This window comes from Microcystis sp. M20BS1 (genome assembly GCF_020245305.1).
Taxonomy (GTDB): domain Bacteria; phylum Cyanobacteriota; class Cyanobacteriia; order Cyanobacteriales; family Microcystaceae; genus Microcystis; species Microcystis ichthyoblabe_A.
The window spans coordinates 1-23,610 of record NZ_JADBUZ010000243.1; the positions used below are offsets into that span (position 1 = coordinate 1).

Genomic DNA, 23,610 nt, shown 5'->3' on the forward strand with positions numbered 1-23,610 from the left:
AAGAAGAACGGTGGGGGGGGAATTACGGTTATACCAATTCTCCAAAGTCTGACTACAGAAGTTTAATCCCCCTAAATCCCCCTTAAAAAGGGTGACTTAAATTCGATGTGTAGTTTTCATTTAGAGAAATGGTATTAGGAACTTTTTCTATATACATGACCACCATTCTAGCAAATAGAGAGAATTCTTATCCATTAAGAAATGTTACAAATTACATGGGTACATCAAGAAAAGTTAAGGGGCGTATCCATTGATGGATAAGGGTTTTCGGCTATTGTAGTATATATGTATGGGGGAAGTTCAGTAATTCAGCCAGCCCTAACTAAAATCTTCACTAGCGACGGGAGTATAACGAAAAAAGAGGACTGGTTAGTCCTCTTAACAAGATTAGTTTTCGCTAAATGTTAAACACAGAATGATTGGCGGGCCTAGTAGGCTAGACCCATGCTGCGGGTGGTTTCTGCTCCGAGATAAACCCGAATGCTTAAGAAATCCGTCGGACAAGCGGTTTCGCAACGCTTACAACCAATACAGTCTTCCGTGCGGGGAGAGGAGGCAATCTGGGCAGCTTTACAGCCATCCCAGGGGACCATTTCCAGCACGTCGAGGGGACAAGCCCGAACGCATTGGGTGCAACCGATACAGGTATCGTAAATTTTAACGCTATGAGACATTGAATTATGACTCCTTACCGAGTGTTCTCCATGTTAAATTTCGGGTTTATCGGTTAGTTTACCTTACAGCGATCTGTTCATCGCTCGATCGGTGACATAACTTTAAACTCTGTAACACTTGGGGCCAAATTGCGATCGCTAGTCGCATCTCGGCTAATCCTAAAATAGCCTTAAAGAATTGCTTGCCAAGGTTACGGGGGGAACCGAAAAAGGTAATCTGGATCGCAAGATAATTTATTTCGTTTGCCAGTATGACAGAAATAGCGATCGAATCGATCCTACAGGAAAATCGGCTGTTTCCTCCCAGTGCCGAATTTGCTCAGAATGCCACCATTAAAAGCCTTGAAGAATACCAGCAACTCTACGCCAAAGCCAAGGCCGATCCCCCAGCTTTTTGGGCCCAATTAGCCGAAAAAGAACTACATTGGTTTGAAAAATGGTCAGAGGTTCTTGACTGGCAGCCCCCCTTTGCTAAATGGTTCGTCAACGGCAAGATTAATATTTGTTACAACTGTATTGACAGACATCTCACCACTTGGAGACGCAATAAAGCCGCCATCATTTGGGAAGGAGAACCGGGAGACAGCCGCACCATTACCTACGAACAGCTACACCGAGAAGTATGTCAATTTGCCAACGCTTTAAAGGAATTAGGCGTAAAAAAAGGCGATGTGGTCGGAATTTATCTGCCGATGATTCCCGAAGCGGCCATCGCCATGTTAGCCTGTGCCAGAATTGGTGCGCCCCACAGTGTCGTTTTTGGGGGATTTAGTGCCGATGCTTTGCGCGATCGTCTTAATGATGCGGCCGCTAAGGTGGTAATCACTGCCGATGGTGGTTTCCGCAAGGATAAAGTCGTTGCTCTCAAGGAACAGGTGGATCTGGCCCTAGCCGATAATAGCGCCCCCAGTGTGGAAAAAGTTCTCGTTGTCCAGCGCAGCAAGGAACCCATCAATATGGTTGCCGATCGCGATTACTGGTGGCATGATCTACAAAAACAGGTATCTGCTAATTGTCCGGCCGAACCCATGGATAGCGAAGATATGTTATTTATCCTCTACACCAGTGGTTCCACCGGCAAACCGAAAGGAGTCGTCCACACCACCGGCGGTTATAATCTCTACACCCATGTCACCAGCAAATGGATTTTTGACCTGAAAGACACCGATGTTTACTGGTGTACTGCCGATGTGGGTTGGATTACCGGCCATAGTTATATCGTTTACGGACCGCTTTCCAATGGTGCCACCACGGTAATGTATGAAGGGGTTCCCCGTCCCTCTAATTTAGGCTGTTTTTGGGATGTAATCGAGAAATATCGCGTTAATATCTTTTATACTGCCCCCACTGCTATCCGCGCTTTTATCAAAATGGGTGAAGACATCCCCAATAGCCGGGATTTATCCTCTTTGCGCTTACTGGGAACTGTGGGAGAACCGATTAACCCAGAAGCGTGGATGTGGTATCACCGGGTTATCGGTAAAGAAAAATGTCCGATTGTCGATACTTGGTGGCAAACGGAAACCGGGGGGATTATGATTACTCCCTTACCCGGGGCAATTGCCACCAAACCGGGGTCAGCAACCCTACCTTTTCCCGGTATTATCGCCGCAGTGGTGGACTTAGAGGGCAATCCCACCCACGCGAATGAGGGGGGTTATCTGGTGGTCAAATATCCCTGGCCCGGTATGCTACGAACAGTCTATAAAAATCCCGATCGCTTCCGCAATACCTACTGGGAACAGATCGCCCCCAAAGATGGCCAATATCTCTATTTTGCTGGAGATGGTAGTCGTCAGGACGAGGACGGTTATTTCTGGGTAATGGGGCGCGTTGATGACGTGATTAGCGTTTCTGGCCACCGTTTAGGGACAATGGAGATCGAATCAGCTTTAGTATCTCATCCCGCGGTAGCGGAGGCGGCTGTGGTGGGACGACCGGATGAAATTAAAGGGGAAGAAGTCTATGCTTTTGTGACTCTCGAGGGGCATTATGAAGCGAGTCCGGAGTTAGCGCAAGCATTAAAGGATCACGTTGTCAAGGAAATTGGCATTATTGCTCGACCGGGAGAAATCCGTTTTACCGATGTACTGCCAAAAACGCGATCGGGTAAAATTATGCGTCGTCTCTTGCGAACTTTAGCATCAGGTCAAGAGATTTCTGGTGATACTTCTACTCTAGAAGATCGATCGGTTTTGGACAAATTGCGCCAAGGTGCCTAATTTAATTGGCAGTTTTTCCTAGCAGTTAGGGTGAGGAATAAGAGTTAATCTTATCTCACTCTAACGGGATTGATGCTCGGTGAACATATTTGCTCAAGCACCAAATCCATAGCTAATAATAAATCCTGTTTAAAAGGTATAGGGGAAGTGGGAAGTGGGGAAAAACAATCCATAACTTGGGAGTTAATCACAGGATTAAAAACGGATTTGGTATAATGATAAAGATAAGAGCAAATTGAAATTATAGGAGTTTAATCAATGACCACCACCACTACTACCGATAATGATTTAAAAAGACTAGAAGATTTAATCCTCAATGGACAGAAGATAATCGAACATCGATTCAACGAAATCGATAATCGACTCACTACCATGGACAATCGACTCACTACCATGGAAACTCGACTCACTACCGTGGACAATCGACTCACTACCGTGGACAATCGACTCACCACCATGGAAACTCGACTCACTACCATAGAAACTCGACTCATTGAGGTGGACAATCGACTCACTACCGTGGACAATCGACTCACTACCGTGGAAACTCGACTCACTACCACGGAAACTCGACTGATTGAGGTGGACAATCGATTGAAGGTGATCGAGAATGGACAAGCGGAAATAAAAGCTGATGTCAAAAATCTTCAAAAAGATACTACTGATTTAAAGATTGAACTGACGGAAGTTAAAGGTGATATTAAAACTCTTGATAGTAAATTTGATGACATGAATAAACGCTTAGAGAAAGTCGAAGGAACCCAAAAGAATCAAATTTGGACATTGATAACTGTCTTAAGTGGTTCCCTACTAGCAGTGGGATTTAGAAGTTTTTTTATCAACAATAATCCCTAATCTCAGCCAGAGAATTGCTATAATTTGCTCACTAAAACAATGAACAGTAATCGCCTAATTCTCCGTTCTTGGCAACTACCCGCAGACAAAGAGTCTTTTTTTCAGAATCTATCAAAATTCCGAAGTCACTGATTTTTTACCGAGAATTCGTCAGTTAGCCACGGATATTGAGAGTTTAAATGCCCATTTTTCCGAAAGATTAGCAACTATTCGTAATCAGGGTAATGGCAGCGATTGGTGGGCAATGATCGATCAAAAAAATAATCAGATTATCGGTTCGATAATTTTACAGAATTTACCCGATAACTACGGTTATCCTACCCCAGATAGCGAAATTGGTTGGCATTTACGGCGCGATTATTGGGGACAAGGATATATAACCGAAGCGGCTAAAGTTATTCTAGAATACGGCTTAATCACCTTACAATTGCCGATTATCTACGCAGTGGTTAATCCCGATAATTATCGCTCAATTCGTGTCACCGAAAGATTAGGAATGCAATCAATGGGATTAACGAATAAATACTACGACACTGAAGCACTTTTATTCTCGATCGAAGCTTAAAGTTCATTAATAATTATTGATTGTTTCTTATTTTATAGCTGCTGTGGTTGTCATGCTAAACCCATTCTTCTTCAAAAAGTAAAAAGGGAAATATATTCCCTTTTTCTGGCTTTTATGGACCCATATCCTAAACGGTTTCGGGTTGAACACCTCTTTGGTCGAGAACTTTCTGTAATTCAGCTTCGTCGGTTTTGGTCAAAGAAGTGCGTAACACTTTACCTCCGTAGGGGGCCACTTCATCGAGGACCTTATCGGGGGTAACTTTTTGGACGAGAACAAAGAGAGCAGAGGTACTGGGCTGCAGGGTTTCTCCCAATTCGCGCATAAAATTGTCATCCACACCGATATCACTTAAAGCACCTCCCAAAGCACCACCAGCAGCACCGAGGACGGCCCCTAATAAGGGGGATAAAAAGAGCATTCCGATTAATAACCCCCAGAAACTGCCACTAGCGGCTCCTGCTGCCGTTAAATTGACCGCTTGCTTGAGTTTAATCTGGCCATCTTTGTTTTTAACCACTACGGCAGCATCTTCTAACTCGATCAGATGTTCCTGTTGCAGTTTAGCCAAAGTTAAACGAACTTCTTCTGCTTTAAATTCGTCCTCATAGGCGATGACAAATAGATCAGCCATAATTTTTCCTCGATTATTAGCAAATAAAACCTTTATACACTACTTTTGCCGGATTAAAAAGTTTGAGGTATCGGAGAATACCGAAAACCCATGGGGATTAGGTGTCATAAATACGCGCTTCAAAAGCATCGGGATTTTCTTGACAGTATTCCTCAAAATAGGTTTTTTCCGGTTTTTTAGCGCGTTGGTGTGCCAATTCTGCCTGTAATTCCTCAACAATATCCCAAGCTGCGGCACAATCGGGAGAATTTCCTCCTTTTTCAGCACAGACTGCCCGGGCAATATCTCTAGCTTTGATAATCTCCGCTTCTAAATCAAGACTGCGGGGCTTCTCGACGGCGTTACCTTTATGGAGGATGTCACTAACAGAGATAACACCGAGCAAACCGCCTTTAATTACCGGTGCGAAACGAATACCGGTATTAGCAAATAAGCGGGCTACATATTCAACCCCGAGGTCGGGATTAATCACGATGCAGGGTTTGCTCATCACTTCATAGACGCGCACTTTTTGCGGATCTTGACCGAAAGCGACGACTTTATAGACAATATCGGTTTCGGTGATAATTCCGTAAGCATCTTCATCGTGACGGCGATCAACAATGAGAGTTCTAATGTTCTTTTCTCTCATCAATTGCACCGCTTTGGCAACGGTTTCAGAACCTTTAATCTTGGCCACCTCCGTGGTCATAATTTCAGCTGCTTTCATAGTCATATTTGGAGAAGTTAAGTTGTGCCTTTGTTATTTTAAGACATAAACTGACCCCTAATACTGACGGCTGACGGCTAAAAAACCGCTCCCTGATTAACGCCATTCCACCAGTTGTCGTTCTTGGACAACCAAACCATATACTGTCTCGGTTTGACGGGCTAAATTCGCCCAATGAAAGCGTTTTTCTAGGTCTTCGTAGGCGTTATTAGCTAATTCGTGGGCGTATTCAGGATGATTTAAAACCTCCAAAATGCCCCAAGCGAGGGAATCGGGATTATTGACCCGGGTGACAATTCCCGTTTGACCATGACGGACAACTTCGGGAAAACCGCAGGTATCGGAAACTACCACGGGAACCCTAGCGGCGAAACTTTCCAGGGCGACAATGCCAAAAGGTTCGTAAAGACTGGGAAAAACGGCACAATCGGCCACGGTTTGGAAGCGATCGAGGTTTTCATCGGACATAAAGCCCGTAAAATAACAATGATGCCAGATACCGAGATGCCAGGCCTGTTGTTTAAGTTTGTCGGTATTGCCGCCACCGATAATAACAAATTTAGTTTTAGCCCCAGTCTGAGCGAGGACTTTTGGGGCAGCGTTGAGTAACACCGAAACCCCCTTTTCAAAGGTCATGCGCCCGACGTAATAGACTATTTTTTGGTGATCTTCGGCATATTGACGACGAAAAGCTTGGTAATCAAAGTTAGGGTCTCTTTGCTTTTTCTCGGCCCGAATACCGTTATAAACCACATCGATTTTATCCCAGGGTGCGCCCAAAGCTCGATGGACTTCATGACGCATATAGCCGGTACAGACGATGACGCGCCAAGCATTATAGACGAGGGTTCCCTCTTTGCCGGCGATATAGCGTTGGGTGTCGGTGTGCAGTCCGTTATAACGTCCGTATTCCGTGGCGTGAATCGTGGCAATCAGGGGTATTTTAAAGAGATGTTTCAAGGCGATGGCTGCATCCCCTACTAACCAATCGTGGGCATGAACAAGGTCAAATTTTCCGTATTCGGCGATTATTTTGCCGCCTTGTTGCCCCATGCTGTTATTCATGTTGACCACCCAATGGAAAAAGTCATTGCCGGGGGGTACGGGGACGCGGTGGATGTGAATACCTTCCACCAGTTCATAACTGGGGGCCTGACCGAATTCGATCGTGATTAAATGGACTTCATGACCGAGTTTGACGATTTCGGGATAGAGTTCGGCAACATGACGGGCGATACCGCCCACTAATCGCGGTGGAAATTCCCACGCCAAGACTAAAATCCTCATTTTTCCCTAACCTCGACCTGATTTAAGCTTGTAGGTAATCATTGCATCCCCATGGTATCTATTTTGGCTCTGGTTTCTTCCTCTAATTGCCACTCTCCCTGCCCCAGTCTGGAGAGGATTTCTTGTCGCCACTTGTTTAATTGTTCCTGAAAAGCGGCCGTTTGTAGATCGTTGCGCCAGAAAATTAGGGCTGATTCGCCAGTTTGCGAATAATAATTTTTCCGCTCTCCAGCGATGCGGAAGCCAAAATGCTCGTAGAGTGCGATTGCTGACTGGTTCGATACCCTTACCTCTAGCGTAGCCCTTTCCAGTTGTCTTTGTACAGCCTTTTCAAGCAGTTTGTAGAGAAGCAGTTTTCCTAATCCTTGTCTTTGATAGTCGGGATAAATTGCCAGGAGGGTAATATGCGCTTCTTCGAGAATTGCCCAAGAACAAGCCAATCCGATTAGGGTTTCGTCCTTCTGGTCTAGGGTAAGAATTAATAATTCACTGTTGGGGCTGTTTAATTCCCGTTCATAACCAGATAGGGTCCAAATACCGCCGAGACTGCTGCGATCAAGTGCTACCATGGCGGCAAGATGCGGCGATTTTGGGGTTTTAAGCTGGATTTTTGGCATTGATCGGGGAACGGGAGTGGGGTGTAGGGTGTGGGGTGTAGGGTGTAGGGTGTGGGGTGTGGGGTGTGGGGTGTGGGGTGTAGGGTGTAGGGTGTGGGGTGTGGGGTGTGGGGGAGTGGGGAGTGGGGAGTGGGGTGTGGGGAGAAGGGAGAATAAATAAAAATAGTCTCGGAGTCTCCTAAATACTGACTCCTAACCCAATAGTAGATGTGGGATTTTTGCAGGAGTTCTATTTTCTGACAAATATAAGCAAAAGTTATTTATTGACTGCAAAAACTTGATAATATTTAAATTAACATTTCGCAATATTTATAAATTCTTAAGAATTAATTGAGAAAGATTTTTATTTAACAACGATGTTATCATGGTTACAGCGATTTTACTGAATTTCATAATGGGTTATCTTGTGCTTTTTTGGGCAGCAATGGCTGAAACCCTTGCCACACCTAGAAGGTGATCCTAATTAAGACGGGTAAATCAGTCAATTTCACCCACAACGATGATCTTTTTTTTGTGTAGTTTTATTGCAAAAAAAAAGTTTTTTTGACAAAAAGCACAAAGTATGATAGAGACTAACGTATTTCTGGCTGCGAGTAATTATCATTTTGCCAGTATTCTCAAAATTGAATAGTATAGATTGGAATAACTCAATGTACGCAAACCTATGGATGGCAGCTTAATCCTGTTCAATATTCTCAATCCGCCGGTTTTGTTCTTTTTCTTAGGAATGCTGGCAGTATTTTTTAAATCCGACCTAGAGATTCCCCAACCACTGCCTAAACTCTTTTCTCTCTATCTGTTGATGGCGATTGGTTTCAAGGGAGGTTATGAACTAGCGGAAAGTGGCATCAATAACCAAATCGCTTTAACTTTGATTGCCTCTGTGGTTATGGCTTGCATCGTTCCCATTTACAGTTTCTTTATCCTGAAAATTAAACTCGATAGTGCCAATGCAGCAGCGATCGCCGCAGCCTATGGTTCCATTAGTGCCGTTACTTTCATCACCGCCAGTTCTTTTTTAGAAAAACTTCATATTTCCTATGGCGGTCACATGGTAGCGGCCTTAGCTTTAATGGAATCGCCGGCGATTGTAGTGGGTTTAATCCTGGTGCGAGTCTTTAAAGAGAAAAATGGCGAAGAAGAAGCGTTTTCTTGGTCAAAGGTTCTACATGAAGCCTTTTTAAATGGTTCGGTATTTCTCTTAGTCGGTAGTGTTGTGGTTGGTATGCTCACAGGGGAAAAAGGCTGGGAAAAACTACAACCTTTCACTCAAGGAATTTTTTATGGTGCGTTAACTTTCTTTCTCCTTGATATGGGATTAGTGGCGGCGAAAAGAATCCAGGAATTAGGCAAAACTGGTTCTTTTCTCATCGGTTTTGCGGTATTCATTCCCGTCATCAATGCTATGGTTGGCATTCTCATCGCTAAGGTTCTCGGATTTGAACAGGGCAATGCTTTATTATTCGCTGTTTTGTGTGCCAGTGCCTCTTATATTGCTGTTCCTGCGGCCATGAGAATGACTGTTCCTGAAGCTAATCCTAGTGTATACGTTTCTATGGCCTTGGCTTTAACTTTTCCCTTCAATATCGTCATCGGTATTCCTCTGTACCTAGAGATGATCAAAATCATTGGCCGTGGAGTCTAAAAAGCCAGGCGGTTTTTAAATAATTCCTGTCAAAATTTTTCTCTTGCACTTATACCTTTTTTACTTAACTACCATGCTTGAATCCCCTCATCCTTCCCTACAAACTGTCAAAAAAGTGGACATAATTGTTAGTCATGCTCTTCTGGAAGAAACCTTAAGCATTCTTGATCTTGTCGGAGTTTCCGGTTATACCGTCCTTGGCAATGCTTCGGGAAAAGGCGATCGAGGTTTATCCCGTGATGACTTGGATTGTGATTACAGTGGTAACTACATTATGACGGTTTGTAATAGTGACGAACAACTTAATCGTCTGATCGATAAAATTCAGCCTTTTTTAAAAAAAGCTGGCGGAATTTTTGTAGTGACTACGGCCCAATGGCTAACTCATTAGACCTCTTGTAAAAATCAAAAATTGTCTTAGTTAATTAGGAGTCAGTCCCGATGAAAAAATTTTCACCCCCACAGATGAAAGAGGTTTCCTTCCCTACACCCCACACCCCACACCCTCTTTCAAGTCATCAGTCAGGAGAACGATCTTTTCCAGTTTAGAATTTATCTGTATCTGGTCTGGGACCAACAGCGCCAGCAGGATTAACAAAAAGATTACCCCCAGCTTCATTTTGGAAGATACAATCGATTTTCGGTTTGCCTTCCAAGGGGCCGGTATAACCAAAGGTATTCATCCGGTTTTTACAACTTTGTACCTGCTGTCCATCGACTAATTTTTGTTGTTCTAAAATTGACCAGTTATTGCGTCGCAAAACGCAACCGGGTTGCATGACTGGTTGGGTAACAAAAACATTAAAGGGGTTAAGGGTGACATAAACCCGCAAATCGGTGACAATGGCACTGGCCCCAAATTGCACGCATAATTCCGCATTGGGGGCGCTGCGATCGATTACTTCTCGGGAAGCGACGTTTTCGGGGCTAAAATTAGCGGTAGAACTGAATACCAGACCGAGACCCACTCCTAGTACAAAAATACCACCAATCAGGGCGATCATGGCATAGTTCAATTTTGCCAATAGGCCTCCGGGGGACGAAGCGCGGGAGTCATCGCCATAGGAGCGGTCATAATCACGATCACGCGATCGGGGAGGAGTATAACGAGGTCTTCTATTCATAGAAATTTCTTTCTCCTGTGGCTGCTATGGCGGTCAGTCGTTAGCTATTAGCTTATCATTGTTCTATCCTAGCAACCCGGGGGATAACCGACAGGATAGGTCTGGTATAGGGCTATATCGTTTTTTTTGGGTTAGTATGCTATGGTGGATCACTAAACAGAGTAAGTCAGCCTAATCCGAGTTTCTATGCTAGATATTAGCTAGACAAATTCGGAGCGGAGGAACCACATTTGGGGGCGTATTTCTAGATTTTTTAGCCTAGAAAAGGATATCTCTCTATCCTAGCCCGTCAGCTAACTTCGTCGGCGTGGGGGGGAAGACTGAAACATCACTACATTCCTAGTAATGTCTTGATCGGTTCAGTTATGTCGCTGGTACTACTTGATAGTCATAACTTACAGGAGACATTGTTTATGGAGATTCTGATATCAGCTTACCGATCACAACAATTTTAAGATTTTCCGTAGATAACCATATTTTCTATGAGTTTGCTGTACATTTTTCGAGCAAACTTTTAGTTGTATCGAGAAACCAAGAGTAAAAACAGGATCAAAAATGCTGGAATCTTTACCAATGTGGATTGCTGCGATGACTTTTATTGCAGTCATTGTGGTGATTATGTTCGAGTGGCTTCATATTACCGTAGCGGCTTTATTAGGAGCTTTAATATTAGTTTTTACCCATATCATGACTCTCCAGGAGGCGGTGGGTTATATCAGTCGCAGTTATGCCACTCTTGCCCTATTTTTTGGAGTGATGGTGTTAGTAAGAGCCTTTGAACCAACGAAAATTTTTGATTATTTAGCAGCACAAATGGTGCTTTTAGCCAAGGGACAAGGCAAATTATTACTAATAGGAATTGTCGCTATTACTACCCCAATCTGTGCGGTATTACCCAACGCTACAACGGTGATGTTATTAGCACCTTTAATTCCCCCATTAGCACAGGATATAGGGGTGGATTTTGTGCCGCTCTTAATCCTGATGGTTTTCGTAGCCAACAGTGCAGGATTATTAACTATTGTTGGTGATCCCGCTACTTATATCGTCGGTGATTCTATTAATATCACCTTCATGGAATACCTACAGCGTTTAAGTTTAGGTGGTGCCTTGGCAGTGATTACCATTCTGGTTATGTTACCTTGGTTATTCCCCAAAATCTGGCGGACAAAATTCGAGCATTTAGAAGACTTACCCCATCCGAAGATTAATCATCCTCGCGTCTTAGCTTTGGGGGGAATTATCGTCTTTTTGGTCTTATTTTTATTCGTCGTCGGCGAATCTTTTCCTGTACCCCTTGCTCCTGCTGCCGTTGCTCTGATGGGGGCAGCTTTAGCCCTACTTTTAGCCCAGCAATCGAAGATAGATACGGTGCATAATATTCTCCGAGATGTGGACTGGAGTACCCTATTATTTTTTATGTCGATTTTTGTGCTAATTGGCGGTTTAGAAAAAACTGGCGTAGTTAATAGTGTATCGGGACTTCTGGCGATAATTTTAGGCAAAAATATCTTTTTAGGTTCTCTAGTCTTGCTGTTTTTTGTCGGACTTGTTTCCAGTGTCGTTCCCAATATTCCCCTAGTGGTGGCCATGGTTCCACTACTGAAACAGTACCTTGTTAATGTTAATTTAGTCGGGACGGAGGTTCTTTCCCCCGATTATGCCGGTTCTTTTCCCCCAGAAGTTTTACCGCTTTTCTATGCGATGATGTATGGAGCCACCCTAGGGGGTAATGGTACTTTAGTGGGAGCTTCTTCTAATATTGTCGCCGCCGGCATCGCCGAACAACACGGGGGCAAAATTACTTTTCACACCTTCCTGCGCTACGGTTTACCAGTGATGTTTACTCAGTTAGTCGTCTCGGCTATGTATATGTTAGTTTTCTTTGTCTAGTCTATCTCTGGGGATATTAATGTTAAGTCCGTTTAAGATTGACAAAATCGTTAACATTGATTAACATTCTTCTATCGTGCTAGATAATCTGGATTGAGCGGCGATCATGAACAAAAAAATCTCTGTTTTAGCACCAGATTTATCCGGTGGTGGTGGTACAAGAGTCTATTTGATTGCTCAAGTCTTGCAACAGCTAAACTGTCAGGTGACGGTTTATGGTCCGATTTTTGGCTGGGAAATCTATCCAACCCCACCGGGGAATATAGCGGTGGTATCGGTCAAAGGCAATAATTATCCCCAGTTTTTTGGCCAGATCAAAACTTTACTCGATCGCCTCTCCGGAGAGATTATCTACGCGGTTAAACCCCGTCCCACCAGTTTCGGCATCGGTTTACTGAAACGTTTTTTTCCCACGTCCCCTAATTCTCGATATTGACGATTGGGAAATGAGTTGGTTTGGTGGTGATCGATGGTCCTATCGTCCTTATCCCCGACAATTAGCTAGGGATATACTCAAAAAAATGCTGCGCTTAGGGATCCGAATCACCCTCTTTATCTGTGCTGGCTGGAAAATTTAATTAACCGTGCCGATGCGGTGACGGTTAATAATCAATTTTTGCAAAAGCGTTATGGGGGGATTTATTTACCGAATGGCAAGGATACGTAACTTTTCGATCCCAATCTTTACGATCCCGTCGCTTGTCGTCAAAAATACGGTTTATCTGCCTATAAAGTCTTAATGTTCCACAAAGGTTTAGAAGATGTCTTAATCGCTTTAGATCAAATTGGTGATCCTGATTTTAAATTGGTGGTGCTGGGAGGTCGCCAAATCGGGGATGGTTATCTGGATAGTTTGCTAGAAAAAGGTCAACCTTGGTTAATTCATTTACCTGCTCAACCGATCGATCAAATGCCGGAAGTTATTGCCGCTGCCCATGCTATTATCGTTCCCCAGAGGGATGAAGCTACGGCTAACGCCCAATTTCCGATTAAACTCACCGATGGTATGGCGATGGCTAAACAGATTATTTCCACTAAAGTGGCAGATATTCCCGAAATTTTAGCTGATATTGGCTATTTAGTCGAACCTCGATCGCCAGAGCAACTAGCTGCTATGATTAGCGAAGTTTTTAATCATCTCGACTCGGCTAATGCACGAGGAATAAAAGCGAGAGAGCGCTGTATTGCCTCTTATAGTACCACCGCCATGGCGACAACTCTCTCTCGCCTAATTACTTCTCTGGAAGCAAAATATTAGAGTCTAGCGAGTAGGATAATTGACCGTTCACTGTTTACTTTATTACTTGCGATGAATCCTAATCAAATTCTGCTTAAATATACGCTGAAACACTGGATATTAGTGGTTTCCAGCATTATTATCGGGTTTGTCAGTACCATATTTAATGGGGTAGGAGCTATTTTAGTTATCCCCTTACTAATTTATTTTATTAATCCCGAAAATGATATCTTAAAAAATGCCCCCCACATTATCAAAAAGCTGCTCTCCGTTTTCGAGGTTTTCTCGGTCGATACTCGTTTTTTCTGGATGTTTGCGGCGATATTATTAATTTTAATTCTCAAGCACATTACCAATTTTGTCAGTAATTTGCTAGGCACTTACTTGTCTTTGATTATGTCCAAAGATATGCGAATTGATTCAGTTATTCTGTTGCTAGAAGTGGATATAGATTATTATGTAAAAAGTAAAATAGGAGATATTTTTAATCGTTTTATGTCCGAGATTAATCGGGCTGTAGCATCAATTAGAAATTACATAAACCTGATTAAGATTGTCGCCACAGCTTTGATGTACTTGGCTATTTTATTATCAATTTCTTGGCAATTAACTATTCTTTCTAGTGTTTTGGGTGGCTTTTTAGCTCTGCTTAATCAATATTTTGTCAAGAGATCAAAAAAGTTTGGAGAGATTATCACCGTAACGGCTAAACAGCAAAGTAATAAACTGTTGGAACTGTTAACGGGAATTCGCCTAATTAAAGCAGTAGGAAATGAAAGATACGAATTAAAATCTATTGTGGAAGATATCGAAGCTAGGGAGAAAGCGGGTTTAGATGCCCAGACTAATAATGCTGTAATCGGACCGCTCAATGAGATCGGTGGGGTAATTATTATTGCTTTAATTATCATTGCTGGTCGTTATCTTTTTAATGAACAACTGCAAGCTTTAGCGACAATTTTATTGACCTATCTCTATGTGCTTTTCCGGGCCTTGCCGATAGTTAGTCAAATTAACGGTGTTAGGAGTAGTCTATTGGGTGATGTTTCCGCAGTAGAGGTGGTAGCGGATTTTCTCATTCGAGAGAATAAACCATTTATGACTAATGGCTCTATTCCCTATCAAAGATTAGAGACAGGTATTCACTTTGATAACGTCCAATTTTTCTATCCCGGTCATCAAGAATTAGTTCTCAATGGCATCGATCTGTGGATTCCAAAAGGAAAAATGATCGCTCTTGTTGGTGCTTCGGGGGCGGGAAAATCGACAATTGCTGATTTATTACCACGCTTTTATGATCCTACAGCTGGGAGGATTCTTTTTGACGGTCAAGATTTACGCGATTATGAGGTCAAATCTCTGAGAAAAGCCATGGGAATAGTCAGTCAAGATACTTTTCTCTTTAATAATTCTCTGCGTTTTAATATTGCCTACGGATTAACCGATGTTAGTGATGCAGAAATTGTAGCAGCGACAAAAAGGGCGAATGCCTACGAGTTTATCTCCAAACTGCCGGAAGGACTGGATACGGAAATTGGCGATCGGGGAGTGAGACTTTCGGGGGGACAAAAACAAAGATTAGCGATCGCTCGTGCCTTACTGCGAGATCCAGATATTCTCATTCTCGATGAAGCCACCAGTGCTTTGGATACAATTTCTGAGCGTTTAGTACAGGAAGCGATCGACGAACTCTGTCGCGAGCGGACTACTCTTGTGATCGCTCACCGTCTTTCCACAGTTCAAAAAGCCTATCAAATTGTGGTGCTGGACAAAGGAAAAGTGGCAGAAATCGGCAATCACGAGGAATTATTAGCTCAAGGTGGTCATTATGCCCATTTACACGCTCTGCAATTTAGTGATAGCAAAGAGGACGACTCTAAGAATAGGGAAGATGAGCAAAAAAGAAAAGCTTATTTATCCTACGAAGCGAGAAGCAGTCTTAATAGTCTTTTAGGTTCTCTGCGTCTGGTATCTGAAGATTTAATCGATGATTCTCAGGAGAAACAGGAAATTTTAGAAGAATCCTGTAGTTCAGCTATGCGACTTCTCCACATTATCGAAGACTACGAGCATTCCTCAACTCGATAGATCTCCTGCAAAAATCAAAAATATTCCGTTAGGTGAGGAGTCAGTCCCGATGAAAAAATTTTTACCACCAGAGATGAAAGAGGTTTCCTTCCCCACACCCCACACCCTCTTTCAAGTCAGGAGACAGGAAATTTGCAGGAGGTCTCTAGAAAAAAACTCTTAAGTTATACTAAAATAGCTAGTACATATAGGCATCTTCCCAGACGGTGAAAAGGAATTATTGACCCTTGAAAACCACAGTTAAAGTCAGCAGACAAACCCAATTACCCCTATATCTAGTTATCACCCATCCCCAGTATCGTTTTGTCGATTTATTCGCGGGAATCGGTGGGTTTAGAATCGCTTTGGAGAAATTGGGAGGACGTTGTTCAGGCTATTCAGAAATTGATAAACAGGCCATCCAAGTTTATCAACAGAATTTTATTAGCTATCTCAACAGCGATGAAATTGCTTTCGGAGATGTGAGTAAAATCAGCAATTTACCCGATAATCTCGATCTTATTGTCGGCGGCGTTCCCTGTCAACCTTGGTCGGTGGCGGGATGTTTACGGGGATTTGAGGATCCCCGGGGAAAACTCTGGTTTGATGTGATTAAATTAGTCCAGAAAAGTCAACCGAAAAGCTTTATTTTCGAGAATGTCAGTGGGTTAGCTAGTCCTCGCAATCGGGAGAATTTAGAATTAATTATCGATGAATTAACTAGCTGTGGTTATCAAGTTTACTGGCAGTTATTAAATGCCTACGATTTTGGTTTACCCCAGAATCGCGAGAGAGTTTTTATCGTAGGAATTAGAAAAAATATAGATAACTATGAGCGGTTTAAATTTCCTTTACCTTTGGGTATCCATCCGAAGGTTTTGGATATTTTAGAAGACATCAAGAATATTCAACCAGTTAAGAAAGTCAAGTTATCTGCGGATACTTTATTTAATGGTTTTGTTCCCCCATCAAGAACTCGTTTCCAAAAAGAAGATGAATTAAATGACTTCTTTATTTTTTCTGATTTAAGAAATGGCCACACAACTATTCATTCTTGGGATATTATCAAAACTACCGAACGACAAAAAAGTATCTGTTTAGCTTTGCTGAAATTAAGACGCAGTAAAAAGTATGGCGAAAAAGATGGTCATCCCGTGGCTTTTTCTACTTTTTTGGAAATTATACCCGACCTAAAAATCGAGGAACTAAATCAGTTAGTTTCTCTCGGTATTTGTTGGCAAACGACCGCAGGTAAGTATGAATTTATTAACTCGAAAAATATGACGGGAATTAACGGCATTTATCGGATTATTTTACCGACGGCCGATATTATTCCTACCCTAACCGCTACGGGTGCTAAAGATTATATTGCCACTATTTCAATTACCGCTACTCATCCCCAAGAATACAAACAATTGTTTTTAAAGAAAATCTATAAACCCAAAAAGTTTCGAGAAATTACTCCCCAAGATGCGCGTAAATTACAAGGATTCCCCGATAATTTTATCTATCATCCACAGTCAGCTATCGCTAAAAAACAATTCGGAAATTCTGTTCCTATCACTGTAGTGGAAGCAGTGGCTAGAAATTTACTAGAAATAATTCGTCCCGATTATTAGACTGCGGGATACTGACTCATATTAAAATATTTAAAGGCTTAAAAATCAAATCTTCTTTGGGAATGGGTTGATGATCAGCTATCAAACTTTCGAGGTACAATTCCATAGCTTCTGTAATATTGACAATCGTTTCTTCAAAAGTGTCTCCTTGAGAATGACAACCTTTAAGCGCAGGACAAAAAGCGTGATAACCACCGTCTGACTCTTTTTCTAGAATAACGGTGTAGTTATAAATTTGTTTGGTATTATCACTCATAACACTATCAGTTGTGGATTTTAAACTATCCTAGTTACACTTAAGAAATGCTGGATAAAACACAAAAATTTTACCTGTCAACCCCTCCACCCCAATTATGTCAAAATTATTTGACCAATAGTTGACATTCGATACATTGTTTAACAATATTTACAATACTTTGTAATTTTGTTGACAAATATAAATTTTCCCAACAAATCTTATAGGATTGATCTTGAAGCCCTCAGCTTAATTGAAAAATAAAGAACTAAAAGTGGATGTTCTGATATCTGAAAAATTCTCTAGGTGCTGAACGCTAATAGCTAGTAAAAATCTAACTACTTTAAATTGAAAAAATGATCATGTTTAAACGATACGAAGCTGATGAGCAAGTTATATTTCATGGTGATTCTTTGCCGATTTTATCCAGTGAGATTGCCTCTAATTCTGTAGATCTAATTTTTCTCGATCCTCCCTATAATATAGGTAAGCATTTTGCCGATTTTTACGACAAATGGGAATCGGAAAATGATTATATAAATTGGGCAAATCAAATTCTTGATCAGTGTCTTCGTATCTTGAAACCCCAGGGAACATTATATGTTATGGCCAGCACTCAAGCAATGCCTTACTTTGATCTTTACTTAAGACAAAAAATGACGATTCTTAGTCGCATTATCTGGCATTATGATAGTTCAGGAGTACAAGCAACAAAATACTTTGGTTCGATGTATGAACCAATACTTCACTGTGTGAAAGATAAAAATAATTACACTTTTAATTCAAAGGATATTAAGATAGAAGCAAAAACCGGAGCAAAACGAAAACTAATTGATTATAGAAAAGCGATTCCGAGTCAATACAATACAGAGAAAGTACCGGGCAATGTTTGGTATTTTCCTAGGGTCAGATATCGCATGGATGAATACGAAAATCATCCTTCACAAAAACCTGAATCATTGCTAGAAAGAATTATTTTGGCCAGCACTGACAAGAGTGGAATTGTGCTTGATCCATTTGCAGGAACTTTTACAGCTGCAGCTGTAGCTAAACGTTTGGGAAGAATTTCTATTAGTATAGAATTACAAGAGGAGTATTTAAAAATTGGTCTTCGACGGATTCTCGGATGGCAAGAATACAAGGGAGAAAAGTTACTCCCTCCTCAAAAAAGCTATAGTAGAAAAAGCGAAAATAAACAAGAATCTAACTTTGTACAGGAGAGTCTTTTCGATGTCGATAGTAAAGCATGAATTCACCAAGATAATTATTAAAATTATCGATAATTACTTTCCCAATCAGGGAAATAGCATTTTAAATGCTAGTGAGTTATTGCAATATTTGAACATTAAAACTAGAGCCGCTAATCGAGGTTCTAAATCCCGAGCAGGATTGGCTAATCATTATGCCATTTATGTTTTAGTGGAAGACTATATTAATAATGAGTTTCATCTTAAGGATGGATACGACGAGTATCAAGGCGCTCAGTATATGACACTTTTTCGCAGGCAAAGGGAGCTTCCTTTTGGCGATAAATTACAAAATCATGCTCTCAATCATCGATTAAATCAGGAATTTAAAAAGTATTTTCCCACTTTATCTTATCTGCCTATAATTAGAGATGTTAAAACCAATAGATACTGGATTAATGAGAATCTAATTAAGTTTTATCTAGAGGGTAATCAAGTTAATATTGCGCCAGTGATTATAGATATAATTGATGCCTATGTGCAAACAAGACAAAAAGCATTTAATCAATTTATCAGCTATTGTCAACAGATGATTGATATTCAACAGCAAGATCCCCAGAAAGCTATTGAATTTATTCGGAGTTTACTCAGACCAAACATTGATGCTAGAGTTTTTGAGATTGTCAGTTATGCAATTCTTAAAGAGTATTATGGGGAACAGAAAATATATTGGGGGTGGTCGCCTGATCGCTTAAACTCTGAATACTTACTTTTATATAAAACTGGTCGAACAAATGCCAATGACGGGGGGATAGATTTTGTCATGAAACCCCTAGGACGATTTTTTCAAGTTACGGAAACGATAGCTGCTGATAAATATTTTTTAGATATTGATAAAGTGCAAAAATATCCCATTACTTTTGTGGTTAAAACCGAGCAGACTTGCGAGGAAATTTTAGAAAAAGTTGCGGAGCAAGCTAAGATAAGATACAAGATCAGGGCAATTGTCGAAAGATATCTAGAATCTGTAGAGGAAGTGATCAATATTCCCGAATTAATCAACCGTTTTGAGCGGGTTTTAGCTCAAGGTAAAGGAGGAGCGGTAATTGCAGAAATGGTTTTACAGAGCCGGATTGAGTTTAACCTAGAATCAGAGCCATAAAGATATCTAACTCCCCAGCTAAACTAGAATAGAAAGATAGGAAAGCGATCGAAATTAGAATGACGACCGAAATTGAAAAAGAACTAGAAACCGGCGAAGCTGTCTTGGAAAAACGGCGAAATTTTGCCATTATCTCCCACCCTGACGCGGGAAAGACCACCCTGACCGAAAAACTGTTACTATACGGGGGTGCAATCCATCAAGCGGGTGCAGTCAAAGCAAGACGCGACCAACGCAAGGCCACCTCCGACTGGATGGAAATGGAAAAACAACGGGGAATTTCGATTACTTCCACGGTTTTACAGTTCGATTATCGTGATTTTCAGATTAATCTCCTCGATACTCCCGGCCACCAAGATTTTAGCGAAGATACCTATCGTACCCTAGCCGCTGCCGATAATGCGGTGATGTTAATCGACGCAGCCAAAGGTTTAGAACCCCAAACGAGAAAACTCTTTGAAGTGTGCAAACTGCGTCAGTTGCCCATCTTTACCTTTGTTAACAAAATGGATCGCCCCGGCCGCGAACCTCTGGATTTATTGGACGAAATCGAGCGAGAATTAGGATTACAGACCTATCCCGTCAATTGGCCGATCGGAATTGGCGATCGCTTTCGGGGAGTTTTTGATCGGGCCACCCAGACCATACACCTGTTTGAACGTCGCTCCCACGGCTCTCAGGAGGCGCAGGAAACCGTGATCGAGCTTGGCGACCCCAAAATTGAGGATTATCTCGAAAAAGACCTGTATTACCAGTTAAAAGAGGATATAGAACTGCTCTCGGAATTGGGTGCGGAATTGGATTTGCCAGCAGTCCACGCAGGAGAAATGACCCCGATCTTTTTTGGTAGCGCCATGACCAATTTTGGGGTGAAATTATTCCTAGAATCCTTCCTCGACTATGGATTGCCACCCAGAGGACGCAATTCCTCCCTCGGTGTCCTTGATCCCACCTATCCCGATTTCACCGGTTTTGTCTTCAAACTGCAAGCAAACATGGATCCCAAACATCGGGACCGGGTGGCCTTTGTGCGGGTATGTACGGGGAAATTCGAGAAGGATATGGTAGTAAACCACGCTAGAACTGGTAAAACTATCCGTTTATCCCGTCCTCAGAAACTTTTTGCCCAAGATCGGGCAGTTATTGAAGAAGCTTATCCCGGAGATGTGATCGGATTGAATAACCCCGGGGTCTTTGCGATCGGTGATACCATTTATATGGGTAAAAAGCTCGAATACGAAGGGATTCCCTGTTTTTCCCCGGAATTATTCGCCTATCTCAGAAATCCTAACCCTTCCAAGTTCAAACAGTTTCAAAAAGGAGTCTCGGAATTACAGGAAGAAGGGGCCGTACAGATATTATCCTCGATCGATGAATTTAAACGCGACCCGATTTTAGCCGCCGTCGGTCAATTACAGTTTGAAGTGGTGCAATTCCGTCTTTTAAGCGAGTACGGAGTCGAAACTACCCTCGAACCCCTAGCCTATAGTTTAGCCCGTTGGGTCGCCGGGGGTTGGGCCGCTTTAGAAAAAGCAGGTAAACTCTTTAATACTCTAACTGTCAAAGATTACTGGGGTCGTCCCGTCTTATTATTCAAAAATGAGTGGAATTTACAGCAAGTTAAAGAAGATCACCCCTCTTTGCAATTAAACTCGATCGCACCAGTAGGATCGGGAGTACAACCGCAATCCTAACCCTTAATCCCCCAAGACAATTGCCGAACTGGTCAGGACAAGATAGCGACCCCCCAGATAACTAGACTAAAGTAGAAGTGGTCAGAAAGTCTCGATCTTTCCTAACACTTCGGATGTCTCAAAGCACTATCGTTGACGAGTCCCTCACCATTAGAAAAAGTCCTGCTGTCAATTCCCGAATTAATCCCTGTTTAATTCGCTTTTGTTATTTTCTGGGAAATTATCTAGTTTTACCAGCTTTTTTCAGCAAAATAACGGTTACAGGCCAGGAAAATATCCCCCTAACGGGGGGTGTCATCTTGGCACCTACCCATCGGTCCCGTTGGGATGCGCTGATTTTACCCTACGCGGTGGGACGTTTAGTTAGTGGACGGGATTTGCGCTTTATGGTTTCCGCTAACGAGATGAAAGGGGTACAAGGTTGGTTTATCCAACGTTTGGGGGGTTTTCCCGTCAACACCGATCACCCCGGTATGGGTAGTCTGATCCACAGTGTCGAACTTTTGGCCGCAGGGGAAATGGTGGCGATTTTTCCGGAAGGGGGTATCTGTCGCGATCAAGTGGTTCATCCTCTTAAACCGGGGGTAGCGCGGATCGCGTTGGAAGTTAAGACCATCAAACCCGATGCAGATATCAAGATTTTGCCTGTAAGCATTAGTTATAATCAGCCTTACCCCGGATGGGGAAGCGAAGCGACAGTAAACATCGGTCAAGGGATTAATGTGCTTGATTATCAACAAAATTCGCTAAAACGGGAAACTGTCCGCTTAACCAAAACCTTGAGCGATCGCTTAAAACTTCTCCACGAGGATCAATCACCTTAATCAGCTGTTGACTATCTACCCCATGAGTGGGGTTTCAGGGACGGATTAAAATGATTGTTTTAACTATTTTTAAGCAAAAAAGTGGCTTTTCTGGTTTAAATAAATAATATCTTGTTTTTTTCTGCTTCTGGCTCCTGAATACTGCCTCGGAAACCCCTCAGATCGGTGAAGATGTCCGATTGTTGCAGGGGGTCTAATGATAGAATGGGTATCAGCGAAAGTAGTTTGTGAGTGAAGTGATCCGATGCAGTTCCAAATCCAGCCAGACAGTGAAATCCCCGCCTCTAAGCAATTATTTGACCAAATTCGCTTCGCTATCGCCTCTCGTCAGTATCCACCGGGCCATCGTTTACCTAGTACCCGTCAACTAGCTATGATCACGGGATTACACCGTAATACGATAAGTAAAATTTATCAACAACTGGAAAACGATGGGTTAGTGGAATCCATAGCAGGTTCGGGGATTTATGTCAAGGCTCGCGGACATGAAAACGATAATTTATTGGGTTCGCCCCTATTGGAACAAAATCCAGAAATAGGCCGACTAATTAGCCAGAGTTTGGCTAGTTTTCTCGCTCAAGGTTTAACTCTAGAGCAAATTCGCGAGTTATTACTGGCGGAAATCGATTGGCGATCGCAGTGTCGTTCTCAAGTTCTTGTCACCATTCCCCGTCACGATTTGGGTGCAGGAGAACTAATGTTGAGAGAATTAGAGCAATCCCTCAAAATTCCCGTCCAATTAGTGGCAATGGAGGATTTAGCCCAAGTTTTAGCCAATACTAAATCTGCCACTGTTGTCACCAGTCGCTATTTTATCAGTGTAGCGGAGGAAATTGCCGCTCCTTTTCACCTGCGAGTCATTCCCATCGATATCTACGATTACAGCAAAGAATTGGCATTAATCAAAAAATTACCCACCGATAGCCGTTTAGGGATTGTCAGTATTAGCACCGGTATTATTAAGGTGGCCGAAATTTTAATTCATAGTTTACGGGGTGATGTATTAGTTATGTCCGCTCAAATTCATGAAACGGATGAGTTAAGAGTTTTAGCCAGAACTTCCCAGACAATTATCAGTGATCAAGCGAGTTATACTTTAATTAAAAATCTGATTAATGAAGTGCGATCGGATTTAATTCGTCTGCCAGAAATTATCTGTAGTGATAATTATATTGGGGATAAATCAATTCAATTGCTCAGACGAGAATTAGGATTAGGTGGTTAGAGGATAAGCTAGGACACATTTTAACCTCTGAATCTCCCCCCTTTACTGTTACCTCTTGCCTTATCTCAACAAGCAATTTAAATGCGCGGGCAGCTTAACTTTAAAATTTATTTTACTCTATGGTTACTATTGACA

Annotated in this window: 20 protein-coding genes, 1 pseudogene and 1 riboswitch; of the genes and pseudogenes, 14 read left to right on the top strand and 7 right to left on the bottom strand. The window is 42.1% G+C overall.

Annotated features, from left to right (window positions below; translation table 11 throughout):
* Nucleotides 1-428: 428 nt before the first annotated feature.
* The gene (gene psaC, locus IM507_RS22775) at nucleotides 429-674 is read right to left on the bottom strand and encodes a photosystem I iron-sulfur center protein PsaC (RefSeq protein ID WP_002734319.1); all 246 of its coding nucleotides are present in this window, start codon (nucleotides 672-674) and stop codon (nucleotides 429-431) included.
* Nucleotides 675-925: 251 nt separating this feature from the next.
* Here psaC and acs point away from each other — a divergent pair, with 251 nt between their 5' ends.
* From acs to IM507_RS22790, 3 genes are all read left to right on the top strand, one after another.
* A complete protein-coding gene (acs, locus tag IM507_RS22780) occupies nucleotides 926-2,896 on the top strand; it encodes an acetate--CoA ligase (RefSeq protein WP_123230632.1) in 1,971 nt (656 codons plus the stop codon).
* A gap of 258 nt (nucleotides 2,897-3,154) precedes the next feature.
* Nucleotides 3,155-3,751 (top strand): hypothetical protein, encoded by a 597-nt coding sequence (locus IM507_RS22785; RefSeq protein WP_042790432.1) that lies wholly within the window; start codon nucleotides 3,155-3,157, stop codon nucleotides 3,749-3,751.
* Nucleotides 3,752-3,896: 145 nt separating this feature from the next.
* Nucleotides 3,897-4,316, top strand: a complete 420-nt coding sequence (locus tag IM507_RS22790) for a GNAT family N-acetyltransferase (RefSeq protein ID WP_256094022.1) — start codon at nucleotides 3,897-3,899, stop codon at nucleotides 4,314-4,316.
* A 127-nt stretch (nucleotides 4,317-4,443) separates the two neighbouring features.
* On the opposite strand, the gene IM507_RS22795 is transcribed toward IM507_RS22790, so the two are convergent.
* The 4 genes from IM507_RS22795 to rimI form a co-directional block, all read right to left on the bottom strand.
* Nucleotides 4,444-4,950 (bottom strand): DUF1269 domain-containing protein, encoded by a 507-nt coding sequence (locus IM507_RS22795; protein ID WP_069474416.1) that lies wholly within the window; start codon nucleotides 4,948-4,950, stop codon nucleotides 4,444-4,446.
* A gap of 97 nt (nucleotides 4,951-5,047) precedes the next feature.
* Nucleotides 5,048-5,665, bottom strand: a complete 618-nt coding sequence (locus IM507_RS22800) for a CP12 domain-containing protein (protein WP_002756663.1) — start codon at nucleotides 5,663-5,665, stop codon at nucleotides 5,048-5,050.
* 90 nt (nucleotides 5,666-5,755) lie between these two features.
* Nucleotides 5,756-6,946 (bottom strand): glycosyltransferase family 4 protein, encoded by a 1,191-nt coding sequence (locus IM507_RS22805; protein ID WP_002731995.1) that lies wholly within the window; start codon nucleotides 6,944-6,946, stop codon nucleotides 5,756-5,758.
* Between the two features lie 38 nt (nucleotides 6,947-6,984).
* The gene (rimI, locus tag IM507_RS22810) at nucleotides 6,985-7,563 is read right to left on the bottom strand and encodes a ribosomal protein S18-alanine N-acetyltransferase (protein WP_287637788.1); all 579 of its coding nucleotides are present in this window, start codon (nucleotides 7,561-7,563) and stop codon (nucleotides 6,985-6,987) included.
* A gap of 664 nt (nucleotides 7,564-8,227) precedes the next feature.
* Here rimI and IM507_RS22815 point away from each other — a divergent pair.
* Nucleotides 8,228-9,208: a sodium-dependent bicarbonate transport family permease gene (locus IM507_RS22815; protein ID WP_287637789.1), complete on the top strand. Its 981-nt coding sequence runs from the start codon at nucleotides 8,228-8,230 to the stop codon at nucleotides 9,206-9,208.
* Between the two features lie 73 nt (nucleotides 9,209-9,281).
* Nucleotides 9,282-9,599: a P-II family nitrogen regulator gene (locus tag IM507_RS22820; RefSeq protein WP_002734429.1), complete on the top strand. Its 318-nt coding sequence runs from the start codon at nucleotides 9,282-9,284 to the stop codon at nucleotides 9,597-9,599.
* Nucleotides 9,600-9,753: 154 nt separating this feature from the next.
* On the opposite strand, the gene IM507_RS22825 is transcribed toward IM507_RS22820, so the two are convergent.
* On the bottom strand, nucleotides 9,754-10,332 hold the full coding sequence (locus IM507_RS22825) for a DUF3172 domain-containing protein (RefSeq protein WP_002733879.1): 579 nt from the start codon (nucleotides 10,330-10,332) through the stop codon (nucleotides 9,754-9,756).
* 192 nt (nucleotides 10,333-10,524) lie between these two features.
* A riboswitch (cyclic di-AMP (ydaO/yuaA leader) is annotated at nucleotides 10,525-10,655 on the top strand.
* Between the two features lie 232 nt (nucleotides 10,656-10,887).
* On the opposite strand from IM507_RS22825, the gene IM507_RS22830 reads away from it, so the two are divergent.
* From IM507_RS22830 to IM507_RS22855, 4 genes and pseudogenes are all read left to right on the top strand, one after another.
* The gene (locus IM507_RS22830; RefSeq protein WP_287637790.1) at nucleotides 10,888-12,225 is read left to right on the top strand and encodes an ArsB/NhaD family transporter; all 1,338 of its coding nucleotides are present in this window, start codon (nucleotides 10,888-10,890) and stop codon (nucleotides 12,223-12,225) included.
* A gap of 106 nt (nucleotides 12,226-12,331) precedes the next feature.
* A pseudogene (locus IM507_RS23620) lies at nucleotides 12,332-13,483 on the top strand (glycosyltransferase family 4 protein).
* Nucleotides 13,484-13,534: 51 nt separating this feature from the next.
* Nucleotides 13,535-15,550, top strand: a complete 2,016-nt coding sequence (locus IM507_RS22850) for an ABC transporter ATP-binding protein (protein ID WP_002744598.1) — start codon at nucleotides 13,535-13,537, stop codon at nucleotides 15,548-15,550.
* Nucleotides 15,551-15,777: 227 nt separating this feature from the next.
* Complete coding sequence (locus tag IM507_RS22855) at nucleotides 15,778-17,148, top strand: DNA cytosine methyltransferase (protein ID WP_287637791.1); 1,371 nt, start codon at nucleotides 15,778-15,780, stop codon at nucleotides 17,146-17,148.
* Between the two features lie 16 nt (nucleotides 17,149-17,164).
* On the opposite strand, the gene IM507_RS22860 is transcribed toward IM507_RS22855, so the two are convergent.
* Nucleotides 17,165-17,404 (bottom strand): type II toxin-antitoxin system HicB family antitoxin, encoded by a 240-nt coding sequence (locus IM507_RS22860; RefSeq protein ID WP_002732327.1) that lies wholly within the window; start codon nucleotides 17,402-17,404, stop codon nucleotides 17,165-17,167.
* Nucleotides 17,405-17,745: 341 nt separating this feature from the next.
* Between IM507_RS22860 and yhdJ the strand changes: the two genes are divergently transcribed.
* The 5 genes from yhdJ to IM507_RS22885 all read left to right on the top strand — a co-directional run bounded on the left by yhdJ (nucleotide 17,746) and on the right by IM507_RS22885 (nucleotide 23,475).
* Entirely contained in the window at nucleotides 17,746-18,633 is an 888-nt protein-coding gene (yhdJ, locus tag IM507_RS22865) for an adenine-specific DNA-methyltransferase (protein WP_002751178.1), read from the top strand.
* The gene (locus tag IM507_RS22870) at nucleotides 18,614-19,732 is read left to right on the top strand and encodes a hypothetical protein (RefSeq protein ID WP_045357169.1); all 1,119 of its coding nucleotides are present in this window, start codon (nucleotides 18,614-18,616) and stop codon (nucleotides 19,730-19,732) included. The genes yhdJ and IM507_RS22870 overlap by 20 nt, the downstream gene beginning before the upstream one ends.
* 59 nt (nucleotides 19,733-19,791) lie before the next feature.
* Nucleotides 19,792-21,426, top strand: a complete 1,635-nt coding sequence (prfC, locus tag IM507_RS22875) for a peptide chain release factor 3 (protein WP_002782023.1) — start codon at nucleotides 19,792-19,794, stop codon at nucleotides 21,424-21,426.
* A 113-nt stretch (nucleotides 21,427-21,539) separates the two neighbouring features.
* On the top strand, nucleotides 21,540-22,250 hold the full coding sequence (locus IM507_RS22880; RefSeq protein ID WP_069474407.1) for a lysophospholipid acyltransferase family protein: 711 nt from the start codon (nucleotides 21,540-21,542) through the stop codon (nucleotides 22,248-22,250).
* Between the two features lie 244 nt (nucleotides 22,251-22,494).
* Entirely contained in the window at nucleotides 22,495-23,475 is a 981-nt protein-coding gene (locus tag IM507_RS22885) for a GntR family transcriptional regulator (RefSeq protein ID WP_002733506.1), read from the top strand.
* Nucleotides 23,476-23,610 lie beyond the last annotated feature (135 nt).